Source organism: Xanthomonas sp. 3058 (assembly GCF_014199765.1).
Classification (GTDB): domain Bacteria; phylum Pseudomonadota; class Gammaproteobacteria; order Xanthomonadales; family Xanthomonadaceae; genus Xanthomonas; species Xanthomonas campestris_B.
This window is the reverse complement of record NZ_JACHOF010000006.1, coordinates 100,771-119,560: the sequence shown is the minus strand read 5'-3', so window position 1 is coordinate 119,560 and position 18,790 is coordinate 100,771. Positions and strand designations below refer to the sequence as shown.

Sequence of the window (18,790 nt, the reverse complement as noted above, 5' to 3'; positions counted from 1 at the left end):
GTCCGTGTTGGGATCCATTGCATCGTCGATCCTGACTCAATCAATGACGTGCGTGCTGCCTTTCCTGGCTGCGGTGCGTCGCAGGAGCAAAGCATGGCTAGCATCATCGGCGGCATCGGAACCTCGCACGTTCCCACCATCGGCGTGGCTTACGACAAGGGCAAGCAACAGGATCCGGTATGGAAGCCGTTGTTCGACGGCTACACGCCGGTGGCTGAGTGGTTGGCCGAACAACGGGCCGACGTGCTGGTGTTCTTCTACAACGACCACTGCACGACCTTTTTCTTCGATCTGTATCCGACCTTCGCGCTGGGCGTCGGCGAGCGCTTTCCGGTCGCCGACGAAGGCGCAGGGCTGCGTAATCTGCCTCCGATCCGCGGCGACGTGCAGCTGCAAGCGCATATCGCCGAGTGCCTGGTCAACGACGAATTCGATCTGACGGTGTTTCAGGACAAGCCGATCGACCACGGCTGCGCGGCTCCGCTGCCGCTGCTGTGGCCGCATGTGCCGGACTGGCCGGGCACGGTGGTGCCGATTGCGATCAACGTCCTGCAGTACCCGCTGCCGACCGCCCGCCGCTGCTACCGGCTGGGCCAGGCGGTGCGTCGTGCGATCGAGTCGTATCCGCAAGATCTCAGGGTGGTGGTGGTCGGCACCGGTGGGCTATCGCACCAGATCCATGGCGAGCGCACCGGCTTCAACAACACCGATTGGGACATGGAGTTTCTGGACCGCTTCCAGCACGCGCCGGAAACGCTGACCGATCTCACCCACACCGACTACGTGCGCCTGGGCGGTGCCGAGAGCGTGGAGCAGATCATGTGGCTGGCCATGCGCGGCGCGTTGGATGGGCCGATCCGCAAGCTGCATCAGAACTACTACCTGATGACGACCACCGCGATGACCGTGGTGTTATACGAGCCGGGCGAAGAACGCGCCGACGCACCGCGCTCGGCAGAGCTGTTGGCGCGCACCGCCAACGCGGCATGAGGGCCTGCTGATGAATCCGCAAGTAGACGGCATGGACAAGATCGACGGTACCTATCTGTTCGATCTGCGCACCAGCAATCGCGCACTGCGCCTCAATCGTTTCTTCTGGCATATGATCCGCGCCCCATGGCGCGATCGCTTTTTGCAGGATGCGGAAGTGTTGATGCAGGAAGCCGAACTCACCGAACACGAGAAAGCGCTGGTGCGTGCGCGCGACTGGCTTGGACTGGTGCAGTACGGCGCCAATTTTTTTGTGATTGAAAAGTTCGCCCGCGTGGTGCGCACGACCAACCTGCAGGTCTACGCAATCATGCGCGGCGAGTCGTTCGAAGACTTCATGCAGACCCGGCGTGTGCCCGAGGCACGCTGAGCTGCGCGTCCCGGCCTCTGGCCGGGCGCCTCCACCCGACTTCTTAACGTAAGGCCCACCCCCATGACCATGTCCTCCGTGTTCTTCGAACACCGCATCAAGGTCCGGCATCTACGTGTCATCGAGGCGCTGGACCGGCAAAAAAGCCTGCTTCGCGCCTCACGCGTATTGAACGTGACCCAGCCTGCGCTCACGCGTGCCTTGCAGGAGATCGAAGAGATCGTCGGCGCGCCCTTGTTCGAGCGCCATTCCCGTGGCGTGCGCCCCAATGCGATGGGCGAGGTGCTGGTCCAGACCGCGCACGTCGTGCTGGGTCAGTTGCGCCGCGCACAGGATACGTTCGAAGGGTTGCTGCAGGACGATGCGCTCACCATCACCGTCGGCGCTTTGCCGGTGGCGGCGAGCGGCCTGCTGCCGGCAGTACTGGCAGCCTTGTACCGCACCGAACCCACGCTGCGTGTGCGCCTGCTGCATGGACGCACCGATGAATTGCTGCCAAAGCTTGCCGGAAACGAGGTGGATCTGGTTGTTGGACGCCTGTATCCACTGGCGCGCTACGACGCGTTGGTCCGCAAGGTGCTGTACCAGGATCCGATTGCGCTGGTGGCGCGGAGCGACCATCCGTTGTTCGCCAATGGCCCGGTACGAGTCGCCGAAGCGGTCGCGTACCGACAGGTGCTGCCGACCCTGAGTCAGCATGTGGAGCGCGACGTGGCGCAGGTCATGCGCGAGCACGGGCTGGCCACGCGCGATCAACTGCGGTCCAGCTCTGCCAGTTTCACCCGCGAGATCCTGCTCGGCACCGACAGCATCGCGGTGATGCCAAGCATGATGGTGGCTGGCGATATCGCACGTGGCGAACTGCGTGCCTTCCAGCTGCAGCAGCCCTCGCAAGCGCGCGCAGGTGGTGTGATCTATCGCGACAGCAATGCCATCCTCAAACCGGGCGTGCGGTTGTTGATGCGTGAGCTGGAACACCAACTGGCGCTGATGGCGCAACAAGGCGCGGTGTGGGTGGACGAACACATTGGCGAGGACGACATGCTGCTGGATGCGTCTGCGTAACAGATGATCGTCGTGCCAGGTGCGAGGTGTCTCGCCGCGCGGGACGAGTGCGGCATATCGCGTGCTTGGACCGTTGTACGGTGACCATTGCGCTGTCCGGCTGCAGTCGTGAATAGACTCGGCTGCCGCGTAAGGTTGGTTGAAACCCGCTCCATGCCCGGCTGATCCTGCGCCGGGCGAATCAAGCGCCATCGACTGCCGTGACCGACACCAGCCGGGTGCGGGCGTGCGCGACGATGCGCACGCACGCGTCGCACGGCCGCCAACATCAGGCTTCCTTGGCCAAGGCATCCTTCAATCGGGCCTTCTGCAGCTTGCCGGTGGCCGTGCGTGGCAGCGCCTCGACCAAGCGTAGGTGTTTGGGAACCTTGTACTTGGCCAGACGCTCGATCAGGTAGCTGCGGATTTGTTCCAGATCCGTCGCCTCAGCGGCGGGCACGATCGCCAGGTAGCCCACTTCGCCCCATTGCGGGTCGGCCATGCCGACCACGGCGCATTCGCGGATCTCCGGGTGATCGGCCAGCACGGCTTCGATCTCGGCGGGATACACGTTTTCGCCGCCGGAAATGAACATGTCCTTCTTGCGGTCCACCACGAAGAAGAAGCCGTCGTCATCGCGCCGGACGATATCGCCGGTGCGGAACCAGCCCTGCTCATCGCGCATCTCCGCAGTGGCCTGCGGGTCGCGCCAGTAGCCTGGGCTGAGGTTGGGTCCGCGCAACAACAATTCGCCTGGGACGCCCGCCGGGCAGTCGTTGCCATCGGCGTCCACCACCCGCGTCTGCACGCCGGGCGATGAAATGCCCGCCGCACCGAGCTTGTGACGAATCACGTCGCAATCCACCGACATGCCGAACACCGTGCCGGCTTCGCTCATGCCGAAGCCGCAGACCATGGGGATGCCATCGTCCAGCCAGCCCAGCAGGTCGTCTGCGGCGTGCGGCGCGCCGCCGCTGACCAGCGCGGTGAGATGACGCAGCGTGGCCGGATCAAAACCGGGCTGGCTGCGGAACGCCTGCATCATCTGCGGCACGCCGACATAGTGGGTAATGCCCAGCGCCGGATTGCCGAGCCAGCTCAATGTCCGCTTCGGTTCGAAGCCGCTCGAGACCTGGATCGACCCGCCCATCGCCAGCGCCGGCCGCACATTGGTGGCCAGGCCGATGATGTGGAACATCGGCGCCTCGCACAGGAAGCTGCTGTTGCCATCCACGCGCGTGGTGACGCCGAAGTTGTGCGCCACCTGCTGCAGATTCTGTTCGTTCAACATCACGCCCTTGGGCTGGCCGGACGTGCCCGAGGTAAACAGGATCAGGCTCACGCGCTCGGGCGGGATGTACGACGTTTCGGCGGGCGCCAGCGCCTTGGCACTGTCGATGAAGCTGGCCAAGGCGTCCACGTGCGCGCGTCCGGCCGCGACGTCATCGCCCAGTAACAGATACGGCTGCGCGCGTTGCAGCAAGGTGTCGAGCTCGGTGGCGCTCAGCCGCCAGTTGAGCGGCACATAGATCGCGCCGACCCGTGCACAGGCAAAATGCAGTGCGACCTGCCAGACCGAATTGCGGGCCAGCACCGCCAGCCGTTCGCCGTCGACGCAGCCGCGCGTCTGCAGCAAGGCGGCGAGCTGGCCGATCAGGGTGTCCAGCTCGGCATATGTCCATTCCTGCTCCAGCAACAGATCGCGTGCGGCAAGCCGTTGCGGTGTGAGGCGGGCATGGAAGGAAATCGAGTCGGTCGGCATGGGCATGGCGCTGTCTTTCCGAATGCAAAGTGGGGGAGTGACCGGCGTGAGTGCGGCAGAGACGGCAGGAAGGTTGAGGCGCGTGCGCAACGCCGCAGCAGGCGTTCACGGACGCGTTGCTGAAGCACCACTGCAGATGACGTGCCGTGGTGCGCAGCGCGCTGCATGGCGGCGACGCCTGCATGCTCGCCGCGTCGTTGGTGACGTAAACCTCAACTGAGATAGATGGTCTTGGTTTCCAGAAACGCATGCAGGCCTTCGATGCCGCCTTCGCGGCCCACGCCGGACTGCTTGAAGCCGCCGAACGGCATCTCGATATCCACCCACATACCGTTGATCGAATGGCTGCCGCTGCGCACGCGGCGCGCAATGCGATACGCGCGATCGACATCCTCGCCATAGACGGTGCCATGCAAGCCGTAGTCGCTGGCATTGACCTTGGCGATCAGATCGGCCTCGTCGTGATAGTCGATGAAGCTCACCACCGGGCCGAAGATTTCTTCGCGTGCGATGGTCATATCCGGCGTGACGTTGGCGAACACCGTCGGCTCGATGAAGAATCCACGCGGCAAATGCGCCGGGCGGTTGCCGCCCATCACCAACTGCGCCCCTTCGGCGCTGCCCTGCGCGATATAGGACTGCACGCGTTCCAGCTGCCGGCCGAGCGCCAGCGGCCCCATGCCGGTGTCGGCGGCGAACGGGTCGCCGAGCTTGAGTGCGCCCAATGCCGCGCAATACGCCTGCAGGATTTCGTCGCGCCGTTGCGCCGGCACCAGCACACGGGTCAGCGAAAAGCACACCTGACCGGTGATCGGCATGGAGTAGGGCACCAGGCTGGGCAGCACCTTGGAGAGGTCGGCGTCTTCGAGCACGATGGCGGCCGATTTGCCGCCAAGCTCCAGCCCGACCCGCGCCAGGCGTTCGGCGCAGGCCACGCCGATCAGTCGCCCGGCCTGGGTGGAACCGGTGAAGCTGACCTTGTCGACAAGAGGATGCCGGATCAGCTGCTCGCCGACCTCGCGACCGGCCGGCAACAGGTTGAACACGCCATCGGGTACGCCTGCGGCGCTGATGCATTCGGCCAGGATGTACGCATCGATCGGGGTCTCCGGCGAGGGCTTGGCCACCACCGTGCAGCCGGCGGCCAGTGCGGCGGCGACCTTGTAACAGAGCAAGACCAGCGGCGCATTCCAGGGCGTGATCGCCGCAACCACGCCGACTGGTTCCTGCACCACATGCACGCGGCCGCCATTGGCGCGTGCGCGCGGCTCGACGAACGGGTGCGTGGCGATCAGATCGCCGTAGTAGTCGAACAGGCCGGGTGCCTGCTGCGAGGCGCGACGGCTGAAACCGATGGTGGCGCCAACCTGGCCGGTCCAGGCTTCGGCCAGCTCCGGCATGCGTGCGCGCAGTTGGTCGGCAACGCGCTTGAGTATCACCCCGCGCTCGGGAGGCGACAGCTGCGGCCAGGGGCCGGTGTCGAAGGCGGCACGCGCCGCAGCCACCGCGGCCTCGGTATCTGCGTGCGATGGTTCGGTGTAGCGCAGCAGGCGTTCTTCGGTATGCGGGGCAATCACATCGAGATGGCGATCGCCGGTGCTTGCGCGCCACTGGCCGTCGATGAACAGGCCCAGCGGCCCACGCGCGGCGATCCCGCGCAGCGTTGCGGATAAGGCTTCCATACTCCCTCCTCGGTGCAGAAAACCACTGGCAGCGACAGCGATGCGTGGCTTGCACGCATCGCTTCAGGCGCCATGGGACGTGCTTAAGCGCTGTTTTTGGTGAGGTCGTATTCGCCCAGGCCGGGCTTGTAGCTCTTCTCGTCGATGAACTGACGGATGCCTTCCTTGCGGGCCGTGTTGTCGAACGAGTTGGCCGCTTCCTGCATGCGCACCAGATAATCTTCGGCTTCGTCGTAGGTCAGGGTGCCCACGCGGCGCACGGCGTCCTTGGCGTACTTCAAGGCGACAGGATTCTTGCGCAACAACAGTTCGGCCACTTCGCGCGTGCGTGCTTCCAGCCGTTCCAGCGGGACGCTTTCGTTGACCAGCCGCCATTCGGCCGCCTTCTTGCCGTCGATCATTTCGCCGGTGAGCGTCATCCACATCGCATCGCGCATGGACAGCAGCTCGACCGCCACCTTGGTCACGCCGCCGCCCGGCAGGATGCCCCAGTTGATCTCCGACAGACCGAACTGCGCTTCATCGGCGGCAATGGCCAGATCGCAGGCGAACAACGGGCCGAAGCCGCCACCGAAGCACCAGCCGTTGACCATCGCGATGGTGGGCTTTTGATACCAACGCAGCCGCCGGAACCAGCCGTAGGATTCGCGTTGCGAACGGCGCACGCCGCGCAGGCCCTGCGCTTCGGTTTCGCGGAAGTATTCTTTCAGATCCATGCCGGCCGACCAGGCAGTGCCTTCGCCGCCGAGCACCAGCACGCCGACGTTGTCGTCGAATTCCAGCTCGTCCAGCACATCCATCATGCGGCGGTTGAGCGCCGGGCTCATCGCGTTGCGCTTGTCCGGGCGTGCGAACTTCACCCAGGCAATGCGGTTTTCGATGCGAACCGATACCACGTCATGCTCGTTCAAGCGGCGTCTCCTTCAAGTCGGGGCTGCGGGATCAGAGGTCTTCGGTCAACGCGGTCTCTGCCGCGGTTGTCCGCTCCAGCGTGGCGCTGGCGTTCAATTTGCACAGCAGACGGAGCAGGGTTTGCTGTTCGACGGCCTGCAGGCCGGTGCAGGTGCGCGCGACGGCCCGTGCCAGACAGGCCTGCGCCACCTCGAGCGTGCGCTGGCCCTGGTCGGTCAGGTACAGGCCCTTGCTGCGGCGGTCGCGGCCGGCCAGACGTTCGATCAGGCCTTGCTCGGCCAGCGCATTGGCGATCTTCATGCCCGCGGCGCGGTTGACCAGCAGGCGGTTGCCGAGTTCGGTCTGGTCGCAGCCAGGCTGGTCGCGGATGTGGATCAGCGCAGTGACGCGTGCCGGGGTGAGATGCAGCTCACCCAGTTCCTGGCGTGCGGCATGGCTGGACGCCAGGGCGGCCAGTTGCAGTTGGTAGCCGAGGTCTGCGGCAAGTGCCAGGCGAGCGGTCATCGATCCATCCAAATTGTATCCGTTAAATACAATCTAGCCGACCGAAGCGGGCGCTGCAAGAGGTGTTGGCGTTGAAAGCTGAAGTGCAGTGCACGCCGGCGTCCTGCTGGCGCGCCTGCCTACCGCTCAGGTGAGCGGTGTGGTCACGGGGTCAGCCAGCCGGCCAACTGCTCGCGGGTCAGGTAGCCGCTGTGGCGGGTGTCGAGCGCATCGAATTCGTCGGCCAGCGCGGGGTTGGCCTGGGCTTCGGCACGGCTGATGCGGCCGTCGCCGTCCGCGTCCATGGCCTGGAAATCAATGCGGTAGCTGCCGACCACGCTGCTGGGCTGGATCGACCGCACGATCACGCTGGACTCGCCGCGCGGGCGCTCCAGTTGGGTCTGATGGGTGACCTCGCCGCTGGACAGTGGCTGGGTCCGGATGACGTTGGGCACATCGACCAGCGGTACGCTGCTGGCCGGCGTGGGTGCCTGCTGGGCGGATGCGAGGCCGCAAACGAGCAGCAGTGCGGTGCATGTTACGAGACGGCAGATGGTCATCAGATCCCCCTGATGTGGAACAGTTGGTAAGGATAGAGGGTGTGGACACGTTGCGGTGCCGCGCGCGGTGGATGCGGCGCAGCGCGATATCCCTTGCGCAAGCTGGCAACAGCGGGATTGGCATCGACGCTGGACCTGGCAGGGCGACGATGCGTTGCCGTCGCCCTGCAGGCCACTCAGCCGGGGATGAAGGGAAACACGATCTTGAGCAAGCCCTTCAAGCCGCCTTCGGCCGTGCTGGCCACGGCCTTGGCGCCCAGGCTGTTGAGTGCGCGGCGCACATCGTCCCAGCGCAGCTGCGCGATGTCCTTCTTCAACAGATCCGCCACTTCTTCGGCAGTGGGCGTGAGCTTTTGCAGTTCGCGTATGGCCGCCTGCGGGTCGGGCTGCAGATAGCCCCAGCGTTCGGCGATCTTCAGCAGCGTGTCGAAGCGCACCGCGACCACCTCGCGATTGCGCTCGTACACCGGCAGCGCGCCGACATCGAGAATGGCCTGCTCGAATTGCTGCGCGTCGTCGGGATGTTCGATGCGCACTGCAAGAAATCCTTCCTTGCGGCTGCGCTCGCTGACATGTTTGGCGCCGGAGCGCAGATTGTCTTCGGTGAGCACGTTGGCGACGATGCGCTGCATCGCCGCATCGCCTTCTTCGGGCACCAGCGAGCGCCAGCGCGCATAGCCGTCGCGCCGCAAGGCCTTGACCTTGGCCGAGGTCACCCGCAGCTGCAGCGCCACCATCGCGTTGGAACTGTTGCGCGAGATGGCGCCGTCGCGTTCGAGCAGCACGAAGATCAGCAATTCCAGGTCGCGCTTGGTCAGCGATTGGAATCCCTGCAGCAGGGTCAGGCGCAGGAATTCATTGCCAAACGCCGCTGCGTCCTTGAGTTCGATCGGTTGCATTGGGGGAGTTCTCCACGGGTGAACTGCAGGATGCCAGCACGCTGTTGCGCCGCCTGAGAACCGCTGCGATGCGCGCAGCAGTTTCAGTGTCCGGTTTCGCGTCCCGGGCGATCGGACCTGAACGTTTCAACTGCGCCGCGATCCTGCAGGGTCACGAACACCTGTTTTCCATCTTTGCCGCCGAACGCGACATTGCTGGCCTTGCGCCCTTTCAACGCCACCGTGCGCAGCAACTTGCCCTGCGGCGAGACCACCGCGATCTGCCCGGCATCGTAGCGGGCGATGTAGAGATTGCCGTCGGCATCGCAGCGCATGCCGTCCATGCCGAAATCGGGGAACGCGATCAGCAGGCGTTTGTTGCGCAGCCCGCCATCGACGCGGTCGTACACCCACACGTTTCGCGAGACGCTTTCGTTGACGTAGAGATGCTTGCCATCGGGGCTGACGTCCAGGCCGTTGGGCGTGGTCATGCCTGACTCCAGCAACTGCACGGCGCCATCGCCGCTGATGTGCCACAGGCGGCCGCTGTTGTCCTTCCAGTTCGGGTCGCTTGCATAGAAGCTGCCATCGGGTGCGACCGCCAGATCGTTGGGACCATCGGCCTCCGGTAGCGAGGCGAAGGTGCTCACCGCGCGCGTTTGCATGTTGACCTGCAGAATCTTGTGGCCGGTGTAATCGGCCACGTACATCACCCCATTGCGGAAGCGGATGCCGTTGCCGGTGCTGCCTTCTGGCAAGGTCACAAAGACCTCGGCCTTCGCGCTGCCGTCGGCGTGCAGGGCGATCCGTGCGATGGTGCCGTCCTTGCCCAGATTCACCGCGTAGATGGCGCCATCCGGTCCGGCTGCTGGGCCTTCGGCGTTGTGGGTGAATGCGCCATCGCCGATCAGGTCGCGCGCAACGAATGCCGCATCGGCCGCGGTCGCCGGCGAGCTGGACAACAGCAGCGCAAATGACAGCAGGTGCGGGCGGACAACAGCAATCATGCGACATGCTCCAGATGGGGTCGTTCGCAGTGTGCCAGAACGTGCGCACTGCGCATGGCGGCGATCACGCACGATCAAGTAAGGTGCCCGGGCAGCATTGGCCCAGTCCCGCGATGGAGGTTTTGCATGTCCGTGGAATCGATCACACGTCGTCGTTTGCTTACCGCTTTCGGTGGTGCAGGCGTCCTGCTCGCGGCACCTGCCTGGGCATTGCCGAAAAAGAAGCCTGGCAAGCCGCTCAATGTGGCACTGGTCGGACTGGGCAGCTATGCCAGCGAGCAACTCGCACCGGGCCTGGCATTGACCAAGCATTGCAAGCTGGCCGGTATCGTCACCGGCACCCCGGCGAAGATTCCGCAATGGCAGGCCAAGTACGGCATTGCCGATCGCAATGTCTACAACTACGAAACCTTCGATCGCATTGCCGACAACGATGAGATCGATGTGGTGTACATCGTCACCCCGACCTCGCTGCATGCGCCGCTGACCTTGCGCGCGGCGGCTGCCGGCAAGCATGTCTGGTGCGAAAAGCCGATGGCGATGCATGCCGGCGAATGCGAAGCCATGATCGCGGCATGCAAGCGCAACAAGGTGGCGCTGACGATCGGTTACCGCATGCAGCACGAGCCTAATACGCGCCGCCTGATTGCGATGGCAAGCGAAAAACCGTTCGGCGCACTGCAGCGTGTGCGTGCCGAGGCTGGTTACAGGGGATATCAGGGCACCAGCAAGGCCGATCGTCCGTGGCGTCTGCGCTCGCAATTCGGTGGTGGCGCGATGTACGACATGGGCGTGTATCCGCTCAATGCCGCACGCTACACGGTCGGTGCCGAGCCGTTGGCGGTGACCGCCAAGCGGTGGACCGATCGTCCCGACCTGTTCGACGAAGTCGACGAGCATATGGACTTCACCCTGGAATTTCCGAATGCGGTGCGCGCCGCATGCAAGACCAGCTTCGGCAAGAACATGAATGTGCTGCGCGCCGAATGCGAACGCGGCTGGTACGAGCTGGAGCCGTTCCAGAGTTATCAGGGCGTGACTGGCAAGGCCAGCGACGGGCGGTTGTTCGATGTCAAGGTGCAGCACCAGCAAGCGCTGCAAATGGACGAAGACGCGCTGGCAATCATCAACGGCACGCCGCTGCGTGCGCCCGGCGAGGAAGGTCTGCGCGACATCCGCATCGTCGATGCGATCTACCGCTCGGCGCGCGAGGGCAGCAAGCGGATCGTGCTGTGATCTTGGCCCGCTCCGGCGATCAGCGGTGCGGGCCGGCCAAGCGCGGCCAGTAAAACGACTGCGCATCCGTCAGGCAGGCGCAGCCGGCGCTTGGAATCGGTATGTACCACGCGTACACCTTGGTTCCTCGTTACTGCCCGCACCCGCCTGACGACTGCTCGGCCGCCAACCGCTTTAAGCTGAAGGCACAGGCTGACTCAAATCAGCTTGCCGCCATGACGCACGAGCAGCACAACATACGAGCAGAACGTGCAGTCCAATGTCATAGCGGCCCACGCAACTGCGCCGGACGGTCGCTACTGCGCGCCAGCACCCAGATCCTGCCACCGCTCGAGCAGCCGCTTCCCCGATTCCCCAATCCCGATTCCCGACTCCCGATTCCCGATTCCCCGCTCCTTAGAGCGGCTAACAAAACGACTTCGCGTTAGCCTACTGCAGGCCGGCTGATCTGCGGCCTGGCTGCAGGGCCCTTGCCCGCCCAGCGTCGCGGGACACGCTGCAAGTACGTCCTTGTAAGCTCTTACGCGGCATCCATGCCGCGTAAGGTCCCGCGACGCTGGGCGGGCAAGGACCAGTCGAGATGGTCGGCATGCATGGGTTTAAACACAGCAACCAGCGGAGTCTCTGGTGCGGTGTCCTCGCCGCTGGCGGGACCGTGTGGCGGCATGGATGCCGCCACCGAGCCTCCAGGGATGGATTCACGGCGTGTCCCGCGAGCGGTGAGGGCACCGCGCATTCGACCCACTCAGTGTTTGATCTGGACTTCTGACTGCATCCACCAAGATACGGCCGACAAAACCACTGCACTCACTGACAGGCGCTCGCTCGCCAGGTTTTGTTAGCTGCTCTTAATCCCGCATCGCCAGCACGGTGATCTCTTCGCGATCGTGATACAGCTGCTTGGCACGCACGATCAGCGATTTCTCGGCATGCTGTTCGAACAGGTCCAGGCACAAGCGGGTTTCGTCCCAGCGCTTTTTCATCGGCAGCTTGAGGTTGAAGATGGTATGGCGGCACCAGCCTTCGCGGATCCAGGTGGCCATGCGCTCGGCGACGCGGCGCGGTTGCTCGACCATGTCGCACACCATCCAGTCGAGCGGTTGCGCCGGTTTCCAGTGAAAGCCGTCGGCGCGCAGATGTTCGACCAGGCCGGTTTCCAGCACATGCTCGCGTAACGGGCCGTTGTCGACGCTGGTGACGTGCACATGCTGGCGGGTGAGTACCCAGGTCCAGCCGCCCGGTGCGGCACCCAGATCGGCTGCGCGCATGCCGGGCTTGACCAGCGTTTCGCGCTCTTCCGGTGTGAGCAGGGTGAGCAAGGCTTCGTCGAGCTTGAGCGCCGAGCGCGATGGCGCCTCCGGCAACAGCTTCAAACGCGGAATGCCCAACGGCCACGGCGCGCTGTCGGCACTGTCGGCCACTGCCAGCAAGGCATGGTCGCCATCGAGAAAGCAGATATGCAGACGTGCCTGGCGCGGCTGCGGTTTGTCAGTGAGCAGGCCGGCCTTGCGCAAGGCCGGACGCAAGGCGTTGCCGAAACTGCGTGCCAGCCCTGCCAGCGGCTTGCCAGCATCCGAATCCGGGTGCTCCACCCACAGGTCGCCGAAGCGTGGCTGCCCTTCCAGTGCTGCCAGGATCGGCGTGATGCGGTCCTTGGGGTCGATGCCCTTCAGTTCGGCAATCACCACCAATTTTTGCCGTGCAAAAATCAACTCGCGCCAGTGCAGCTTGGCCGCCAGTTGGGCGGCCTCCTCGCAGACGAACAGCACATGGCCGTCGTTGCGCTGCGTGCGTGCATAGCCGGCGATGCCGACGAATGCGGCGCGCGCGCTCAATTCTGCGGCTAGTTCCGGCTCGAAGCCCTGGCGGCAATAACACAGCAGGCCGCTCATTGCAGCGCCTGACGTGCAAGATCGATGCGTTGCAGATCAGTACTGGTCACCGCCGCCCTCGCCATAGTTGCGCAGCACGGCACAGGCCTGCTCGCGCTGCACGTCGCGCACCACCTCGATGCCACGACGGGTGAGTTCGCCCACCCAATCGGCAGGCAACGGGCCTTCGTCGAATTCGGTCAAGGCCATCACGTCTTCGGCGCGCGCGCCGATCAGCAGCCGGTCGATGCCTGCCCACACCGTGGCGCCATAGCATTGGCAACACGGCTGCGCGGAAGTAGCCAATGTGACCGGCGACAGTACGGCGTTCAAACGCGGCGTCTGCAGGCGCTGCTGCGCGAGCATGTAGGCCATGTTTTCCGCATGCGCCAGCGAGGTGGTCTGCGGCACCACGCGATTGACCGCTGCGGAGATGATGCGGTGGTCCGGGCCGAACACCACCGCACCGAACGGGCCGCCGCTGCGCTCCTGCACATTCATCCGCGCCAGCTCGATCGCCAGCGCCACCTTGTCTTCGTCGCTGGGATAGGCGCGGCTGTCGTCGACATGCGCGTGGATCCAGTCGGGCAGGGTGAGGTGGACTTGCGCGTTGAGCATCAGTGGACCATTTCTGTAGAGGGGGGAGCGGGGCGCAGTGTATCGGCCTGGGCGTCCTTTGCGGCACATTGCCCGGCCACGCACTGACAGGCGCTGATCTCGCGGAAGCCGCATACGCTCATCATGCCGCTGGCCTGGCACTGCGCCATCACGCCCTTGGGATCGGTAGCGCTGTCGACGTTGACGCAGGCCGGAAACGCGCCGCAGCAGTTGCCGACGTTCTTCACCGTGCAATCGGCATCGGTGCGACAGGTGGTGGTGACGGTGATCGGCTTGCCCGTCGCCGAGCCGGTCGCCGGAGGCGGCGTGGCCGCTTCGGTTGGTGGCGCGGCCACACAGCCGATCGAGACAAGACACGCCATCACCAACAGGCTGCTCAGACACCAGGACAAAAGACGGGACATGCGGCTGCTCCGATCAGGACATGTGAGCGGCCATGGTAAGCCCCTGATGCGCGGAGTGCGGCGAGGGACGGTGCGGTTATCGATGCTTCGCCTGGATCTCCGCGCTCTGGCTCAGGCACGTGGTGACTGGGCGATTGGGGACGGAGCGGTGGGCGAGTGGCTGGTCCGTGATTTGGCTGCAGTGCTTTTGCCCGTCCACCCTTGCGGGATACGCGATGAATCCATCCATGGGAGGCGCTGATGCGGCATCCATGCCGCATCAGGCCCGGCAACGGTGGGCGGGCAAGTGCCAGCCCGGAGTGTCGGTGTGCAGGGTTGCACGCAAGGCATGACTGGCATTGTTTTGCAGAGCGGTGCATTCGACCAGCTTCCCACCACAACGCGATCAACAGACCGGCTTTCAATGAAGCGACCAGTGGACGTTCTGGTGCGGTGTCCTCGCCCTCGCTACTGCTTCAGGCCAAACGTCTGCGGTTTAGGTGCCGGTCTATGCTCCTCGCCGCCACCGTTGGTGGTTCGGTGGACTGTCTTGCGGTTGTCGTCGCCGAGGTCACTTGGCTTCCGTATGCAGCGCTGCGCACCACAATACGCCGACCAGCAGGCAGGCGATGGCAGCCAACTCCAGCGGCGTGGGCAGGCGCATCTCCCAGGCAAAGCCGTACAGCAGAGCGAAAATCGTTTCGAACACGATCATCTGCCCGACCAGGGTCAGCGGTAGCGCGCGGCTGGCGCGGTTCCACAGCGCGTTGCCGATCACCGAGGCCAGGATGCCCAGTAGCAGTGAAATCCCCCAGAAACCGGCCCATGCGATCGGTGCATGGGTCGCGCTGCCGATCAGCGCGGCCGGCGCCAGCAGCAGCGCCACTGCGCCGGTGACCACGCCGGTCAGCAACGACCAGTCGCCGCCCGACAGGTCCGGGCGCCGCCGGAGCCAGCGTGCATTGGCGATGGAATAGGCCGACCATGACACCAATGCACCGCCCGCACACAGCAAACCGGCGATGCGGGTTAGGCGATCGCTGGCGTGTTGGCCGGTGTCGTGCTGCAAGGTATCCAGCGCGACCAGTACCACGCCGATCACGCACAACAGGCACGGCGGCGCCAGGCGCCGCAATTGCAGCGCGCCTGCGGCACGCGTGCCGATCACGGTGACCACGACCGGCAACAGGCCGATGATCAACGCAGTGGCCGCGCTGCCGGCCCACTGCACCGCACTGCCCAGCAACACGTAATAGATCAGGTTGCCCAGCAGGCTCAGGCGCACCAGCGCCCACCATTCCGCGCGACCCAGCCGCGCCGCGGTCTGGCGTGCACGTGGCGCCAACACCAGTGCGGCCACCGCGCCGTAGGACAGATAGCGCGCAACGGCCAGTTGCAGCGGCGTAAACGTCGCCAGCAACAAGGGTGCCAGGAACACCAGTCCCCATAAGGCGCCTGCGCCGATTCCACAGGCGGCGCCGACCATCAGGCGCTCACGCATCGTGCCGCTCCTTCATGCCGTGCAGCATGCAATGACATGCTGCAGCAGGCTCCGTTGCGTTTATGCATCAACTCCGAAGATATCCTGCTCTGACGTTCCCTGATGCAGTGCGTATCACAGACGCAGTGGCCATCAGCGCGGCGATGGCCGCATGCGCATCACTGCGGCCGTCCCGTAGCCGCAGCCGATGGCCAGCATCGGCTGCATCCCCGAGCTCACTTGGCCCAGGTGTCGCGCAGGGTCACGCTGCGATTGAACACCGGCGTGGCGGCGCTGTGGTCGCGGCGATCGGCGACGAAATAGCCGGTGCGCTCGAACTGGAACGATTGCTCGGGCACGGCCTGCGCTGCGCTCGGCTCCACATAGCCGCGCACGCTGCGCTTGGACTCGGGGTTGAGATAGTCGCGGTAGGTCTTGCCTTCGGACTCATCGTCGGGCTTTTCCACCGAGAACAGGCGGTCATACAGGCGGATTTCCGCTTCCACCGCATGCGCGGCGCTGACCCAGTGGATGGTGCCCTTGACCTTGCGATTGGCGCCTTCCATGCCCGGGCGCGATTCCGGATCCAGCCAGCCACGCAGCTCGACGATCTCGCCCGCAGCGTTCTTGATCACCTCGTCCACGCGCGCAATGCCGGCGCCGCGCAGGCGGATCTCGCCACCGGGCACCAGACGCTTCCAGCCCTTGGGCGGAACCTCGGCAAAATCCTCGCGATCGATCCACAGCTCGCGCGAGAACGGCACCTCGCGCGTCCCGAAGCTCTCGTCCTTGGGATGGTTGGAAAAACTCAGCGTTTCGCGATGGCCTTCCGGCAGATTGGTCAGCACCAGCTTGAGCGGGTCGATCACCGCCATGCGGCGTGCCGCAGCCGCATCCAGATCCTCGCGCAGGCAGCCTTCCAGCACCGAAAAATCGATCAGCGAGTTCTGCTTGCTGATGCCGACGCGGTCCACGAACAAGCGCATTGCCGCCGGCGTGTAGCCGCGCCGGCGCAGGCCCTGCAGCGTGTACATGCGCGGGTCGTCCCAGCCGTCCACCAGCCGCTCTTCCACCAGCGCGGTGAGCTTGCGCTTGCTCATCACCGTGTAGTTGATGTTCAGGCGCGAGAACTCGATCTGGCGCGGCTTGGCGGCCTCGCGTGGCAGGCCTTTGTCCAGCAGCGGCTGCAGCAGCTGCGGATGCCCGGCCAGGTCCACCTTGTCCACGCACCAGTCGTACAGCGGGCGGTGGTCTTCGAATTCCAGCGTGCACAACGAATGGGTGATGCCTTCCACCGCATCGCCCAGCGAATGCGCGAAGTCGTACATCGGGTAGATCGGCCAGGCGTTGCCGGTGTTCTGATGTTCGACATGCTTGATGCGGTACAGCGCCGGGTCGCGCAGGTTGATGTTGCCGCTGGCCATGTCGATCCTGGCGCGCAGCGTACGCGCGCCATCGGGGAATTCGCCGGCACGCATGCGCCGGAACAGATCCAGGTTTTCCTCGACGCTGCGTTCGCGGAACGGCGAATGGCGGCCGGGCTCGGTCAGCGTGCCGCGATACTCGCGTACCTGCTCGGCGGACAGATCGCAGACAAAGGCGTGACCGTCGCGGATCAGTTTCTCCGCAGCCAGGTAATACACCTCGAAATAGTCCGATGCGTGGCGCAGCTGCGCCCATTCAAAGCCCAGCCAGCGGACGTCGTCCTGGATGGCGACCACGAACTCGGGGTCTTCCTTGGCCGGGTTGGTGTCGTCCAGGCGCAGGTTGCACAGCCCGCCGAACTCGGCCGCCAGGCCGAAATCCAGGCAGATCGCCTTGGCGTGGCCGATGTGCAGGTAGCCGTTGGGCTCGGGCGGGAAGCGGGTGCGGATGACCGTGTGCTTGCCGCTGGCCAGATCCTCGCGGACGATCTGGCGGATGAAGTCTTTCTTCTCCGCCGGGGCGGTGGCGTCGGTGGCTAGGGTCTCGGACATGCGCGCATCAGCATTAGGTAAACCGCAAGTTTAGGCGGTGGCGCCGGTTTAGGGGTAGGCGGTGGCGGGCGTTGCGCGCTCGGCTGGTGCTTTTTACTGTGGATTGAAGCACCAGCAGGCCCTTTGGCCAGTGCCACCAACGCCATCCAGTGGTGCCACGGGCATCATCAAGGCAGCGATTGGCTGCAAAGTGTGACTGTCGGTGACGCGGTCGCGGCCTCGGTCGCGCCGGTGGGTGAGGTGGCGCTGTCAGCGCCCGATCGGCCACTGCTGGCGGTCGCCGGCCCCGACGCGTACGCTGCGCCGACCCTCTGCAGCGAGCAGCGCATGCCTTTGCCCCGCCTGGTGATTGGCGACAAGACCCTGTCCTCCTGGTCGTTGCGGCCGTGGCTGCTGCTGCGACACTTCCAGGTGCCGTTCGAAGAGATCGCGCTGCCGTTGGATACGCCGCAATTCCAGGCGCGCATCGCCGGTTATTCGCCGACCCGGCAGGTGCCGGCGCTGTGGGACGACACCCTGCATATCTGGGATTCGCTGGCGATCTGCGAATACGCCAACGAACGCTGGCTCGATGGGCGCGGCTGGCCGGCCGATCCGGCCGTGCGGGCGCAGGCGCGCGCTGCCGCAGCGGAGATGCATTCGGGCTTTGCCGCCCTGCGCAGCCAGCTGCCGATGAACCTGGCCCGTGTGCCCGGCCCCGCGCATTGGGACGCGGCGGCCGAGCGCGATATCACCCGCATCCAGGCGTTGTGGGCCAGCCTGCGTGCCGAGCATGGGCATGCGGGGCAGTTCCTGTGTGGCGATTTCGGCATTGTCGATGCGATGTTCGCCCCGGTTGCGTTGCGCTTTGCCAGCTATGGTGTGCCGTTGTTCGAGGCTGCTGGCGATTACCTGGCCGCACTGGATGCGCTGCCGGCACTGCGGGAGTGGAAGCAGGGCGCCGAGCGCGAACGTCTGGAGCGCGGCTGACATGCAGATCGCTTATCGCGCCAGTCACATCATCGACGCGCACCTGGCCAAACATGCGCTGGAAGATGCCGGCATCACCGCCTTCGTGTTTGGCGAGTCGCTATTGGGCGGTGCGGGGGGAATTGCCCGCGTTCGGCGTGCTGCAGGTCTGCGTGGCCGACCTGCACCTGAGCCGGGCGCAGGCGGTGCTTGCAGAGATCGGATTGTGTGGCGAGGTGACGCGGGCGGTGTGAGGTTTACAGCGGTTATCGGAACGTAGCGAGCGATTGTGTCTTCCGTTTTTGGGCTGCCCTTGGCGTCATCTGGAGAGCTTCTGGGCGCGTTGGTCGAGGGCGCGATGCCCTCACCGCTTGCGGGACACGCGGTGAATCCGTCCATGCGGGCCCCTGTGGCGGCATTCATGCCGCCACAGGGGCCCGCAAGCGGCGAGGACACCGCACCAGAACGTCCGTTGGTCGCTTCATTGAAAGCCGGTCTGTTGACCGCGTTGTGTTGGGAAGCTGGTCGGACGCACCGCTCTCCAACACATGGCATGTCATGTCATGCAATGCGTGCAAGCACAGCGACAC

At 64.9% G+C, this 18,790-nt stretch carries 17 protein-coding genes and 1 pseudogene; 6 read left to right on the top strand and 12 right to left on the bottom strand.

Translation table 11 applies throughout. The annotated features are described in order from the left end of the window. Positions 1–93 precede the first annotated feature (93 nt). From GGR61_RS10445 to GGR61_RS10435, 3 genes are all read left to right on the top strand, one after another. Entirely contained in the window at positions 94–990 is an 897-nt protein-coding gene (locus GGR61_RS10445; protein ID WP_184407294.1) for a gallate dioxygenase, read from the top strand. Positions 991–1,000: 10 nt separating this feature from the next. Next, entirely contained in the window at positions 1,001–1,360 is a 360-nt protein-coding gene (locus tag GGR61_RS10440) for a protocatechuate 3,4-dioxygenase (protein WP_184407293.1), read from the top strand. A gap of 63 nt (positions 1,361–1,423) precedes the next feature. After that, the gene (locus tag GGR61_RS10435) at positions 1,424–2,425 is read left to right on the top strand and encodes a LysR substrate-binding domain-containing protein (RefSeq protein ID WP_184407292.1); all 1,002 of its coding nucleotides are present in this window, start codon (positions 1,424–1,426) and stop codon (positions 2,423–2,425) included. Positions 2,426–2,693: 268 nt separating this feature from the next. Here GGR61_RS10435 and GGR61_RS10430 read toward each other — a convergent pair whose 3' ends face one another. The 7 genes from GGR61_RS10430 to GGR61_RS10400 all read right to left on the bottom strand — a co-directional run bounded on the left by GGR61_RS10430 (position 2,694) and on the right by GGR61_RS10400 (position 9,688). Further along, a complete protein-coding gene (locus tag GGR61_RS10430; RefSeq protein ID WP_184621327.1) occupies positions 2,694–4,172 on the bottom strand; it encodes an AMP-binding protein in 1,479 nt (492 codons plus the stop codon). Between the two features lie 206 nt (positions 4,173–4,378). Then, on the bottom strand, positions 4,379–5,848 hold the full coding sequence (locus tag GGR61_RS10425) for an aldehyde dehydrogenase (protein ID WP_184621326.1): 1,470 nt from the start codon (positions 5,846–5,848) through the stop codon (positions 4,379–4,381). Positions 5,849–5,931: 83 nt separating this feature from the next. Beyond that, on the bottom strand, positions 5,932–6,759 hold the full coding sequence (locus GGR61_RS10420; RefSeq protein ID WP_184407289.1) for a p-hydroxycinnamoyl CoA hydratase/lyase: 828 nt from the start codon (positions 6,757–6,759) through the stop codon (positions 5,932–5,934). Between the two features lie 31 nt (positions 6,760–6,790). After that, positions 6,791–7,264, bottom strand: coding sequence for a MarR family transcriptional regulator (locus tag GGR61_RS10415; protein ID WP_184621325.1), 474 nt, complete (start codon positions 7,262–7,264; stop codon positions 6,791–6,793). A 143-nt stretch (positions 7,265–7,407) separates the two neighbouring features. Continuing rightward, entirely contained in the window at positions 7,408–7,803 is a 396-nt protein-coding gene (locus tag GGR61_RS10410; protein WP_184621324.1) for an EF-hand domain-containing protein, read from the bottom strand. Between the two features lie 176 nt (positions 7,804–7,979). Then, the gene (locus GGR61_RS10405) at positions 7,980–8,702 is read right to left on the bottom strand and encodes a hypothetical protein (RefSeq protein WP_184407286.1); all 723 of its coding nucleotides are present in this window, start codon (positions 8,700–8,702) and stop codon (positions 7,980–7,982) included. Positions 8,703–8,785: 83 nt separating this feature from the next. Continuing rightward, entirely contained in the window at positions 8,786–9,688 is a 903-nt protein-coding gene (locus GGR61_RS10400) for an SMP-30/gluconolactonase/LRE family protein (RefSeq protein WP_184621323.1), read from the bottom strand. Between the two features lie 126 nt (positions 9,689–9,814). Between GGR61_RS10400 and GGR61_RS10395 the strand changes: the two genes are divergently transcribed. After that, the gene (locus GGR61_RS10395; RefSeq protein WP_184621322.1) at positions 9,815–10,924 is read left to right on the top strand and encodes a Gfo/Idh/MocA family oxidoreductase; all 1,110 of its coding nucleotides are present in this window, start codon (positions 9,815–9,817) and stop codon (positions 10,922–10,924) included. Positions 10,925–11,772: 848 nt separating this feature from the next. Here the strand turns inward: GGR61_RS10395 and rlmM are convergent. From rlmM to GGR61_RS10370, 5 genes are all read right to left on the bottom strand, one after another. Then, positions 11,773–12,816 (bottom strand): 23S rRNA (cytidine(2498)-2'-O)-methyltransferase RlmM, encoded by a 1,044-nt coding sequence (gene rlmM / locus GGR61_RS10390; RefSeq protein ID WP_184407284.1) that lies wholly within the window; start codon positions 12,814–12,816, stop codon positions 11,773–11,775. Between the two features lie 36 nt (positions 12,817–12,852). Next, positions 12,853–13,413, bottom strand: a complete 561-nt coding sequence (locus GGR61_RS10385; protein ID WP_184407283.1) for a nucleoside deaminase — start codon at positions 13,411–13,413, stop codon at positions 12,853–12,855. Beyond that, positions 13,413–13,817, bottom strand: coding sequence for a hypothetical protein (locus tag GGR61_RS10380; protein WP_184621321.1), 405 nt, complete (start codon positions 13,815–13,817; stop codon positions 13,413–13,415). Before GGR61_RS10380 ends, GGR61_RS10385 begins: the two co-directional genes overlap by 1 nt. 550 nt (positions 13,818–14,367) lie before the next feature. Next, on the bottom strand, positions 14,368–15,297 hold the full coding sequence (locus GGR61_RS10375) for a DMT family transporter (protein WP_184621320.1): 930 nt from the start codon (positions 15,295–15,297) through the stop codon (positions 14,368–14,370). A 215-nt stretch (positions 15,298–15,512) separates the two neighbouring features. Continuing rightward, on the bottom strand, positions 15,513–17,252 hold the full coding sequence (locus GGR61_RS10370) for a glutamine--tRNA ligase/YqeY domain fusion protein (RefSeq protein WP_184621319.1): 1,740 nt from the start codon (positions 17,250–17,252) through the stop codon (positions 15,513–15,515). 327 nt (positions 17,253–17,579) lie between these two features. On the opposite strand from GGR61_RS10370, the gene GGR61_RS10365 reads away from it, so the two are divergent. Continuing rightward, positions 17,580–18,221, top strand: a complete 642-nt coding sequence (locus GGR61_RS10365) for a glutathione S-transferase family protein (protein ID WP_184621318.1) — start codon at positions 17,580–17,582, stop codon at positions 18,219–18,221. Between the two features lies 1 nt (position 18,222). After that, a pseudogene (locus GGR61_RS10360) lies at positions 18,223–18,454 on the top strand (DUF2007 domain-containing protein). Positions 18,455–18,790: the final 336 nt, after the last annotated feature.

Coding starts and splice junctions, on each gene's coding strand:
- GGR61_RS10445 (WP_184407294.1), top strand. CDS start 94: ATGGCTAGCATCATCGGCGGCATCGGAACCTCGCACGTTCCCACCATC.
- GGR61_RS10440 (WP_184407293.1), top strand. CDS start 1,001: ATGAATCCGCAAGTAGACGGCATGGACAAGATCGACGGTACCTATCTG.
- GGR61_RS10435 (WP_184407292.1), top strand. CDS start 1,424: ATGACCATGTCCTCCGTGTTCTTCGAACACCGCATCAAGGTCCGGCAT.
- GGR61_RS10430 (WP_184621327.1), bottom strand. CDS start 4,172: ATGCCCATGCCGACCGACTCGATTTCCTTCCATGCCCGCCTCACACCG.
- GGR61_RS10425 (WP_184621326.1), bottom strand. CDS start 5,848: ATGGAAGCCTTATCCGCAACGCTGCGCGGGATCGCCGCGCGTGGGCCG.
- GGR61_RS10415 (WP_184621325.1), bottom strand. CDS start 7,264: ATGACCGCTCGCCTGGCACTTGCCGCAGACCTCGGCTACCAACTGCAA.
- GGR61_RS10410 (WP_184621324.1), bottom strand. CDS start 7,803: ATGACCATCTGCCGTCTCGTAACATGCACCGCACTGCTGCTCGTTTGC.
- GGR61_RS10405 (WP_184407286.1), bottom strand. CDS start 8,702: ATGCAACCGATCGAACTCAAGGACGCAGCGGCGTTTGGCAATGAATTC.
- GGR61_RS10400 (WP_184621323.1), bottom strand. CDS start 9,688: ATGATTGCTGTTGTCCGCCCGCACCTGCTGTCATTTGCGCTGCTGTTG.
- GGR61_RS10395 (WP_184621322.1), top strand. CDS start 9,815: ATGTCCGTGGAATCGATCACACGTCGTCGTTTGCTTACCGCTTTCGGT.
- rlmM (WP_184407284.1), bottom strand. CDS start 12,816: ATGAGCGGCCTGCTGTGTTATTGCCGCCAGGGCTTCGAGCCGGAACTA.
- GGR61_RS10385 (WP_184407283.1), bottom strand. CDS start 13,413: ATGCTCAACGCGCAAGTCCACCTCACCCTGCCCGACTGGATCCACGCG.
- GGR61_RS10380 (WP_184621321.1), bottom strand. CDS start 13,817: ATGTCCCGTCTTTTGTCCTGGTGTCTGAGCAGCCTGTTGGTGATGGCG.
- GGR61_RS10375 (WP_184621320.1), bottom strand. CDS start 15,297: ATGCGTGAGCGCCTGATGGTCGGCGCCGCCTGTGGAATCGGCGCAGGC.
- GGR61_RS10370 (WP_184621319.1), bottom strand. CDS start 17,252: ATGTCCGAGACCCTAGCCACCGACGCCACCGCCCCGGCGGAGAAGAAA.
- GGR61_RS10365 (WP_184621318.1), top strand. CDS start 17,580: ATGCCTTTGCCCCGCCTGGTGATTGGCGACAAGACCCTGTCCTCCTGG.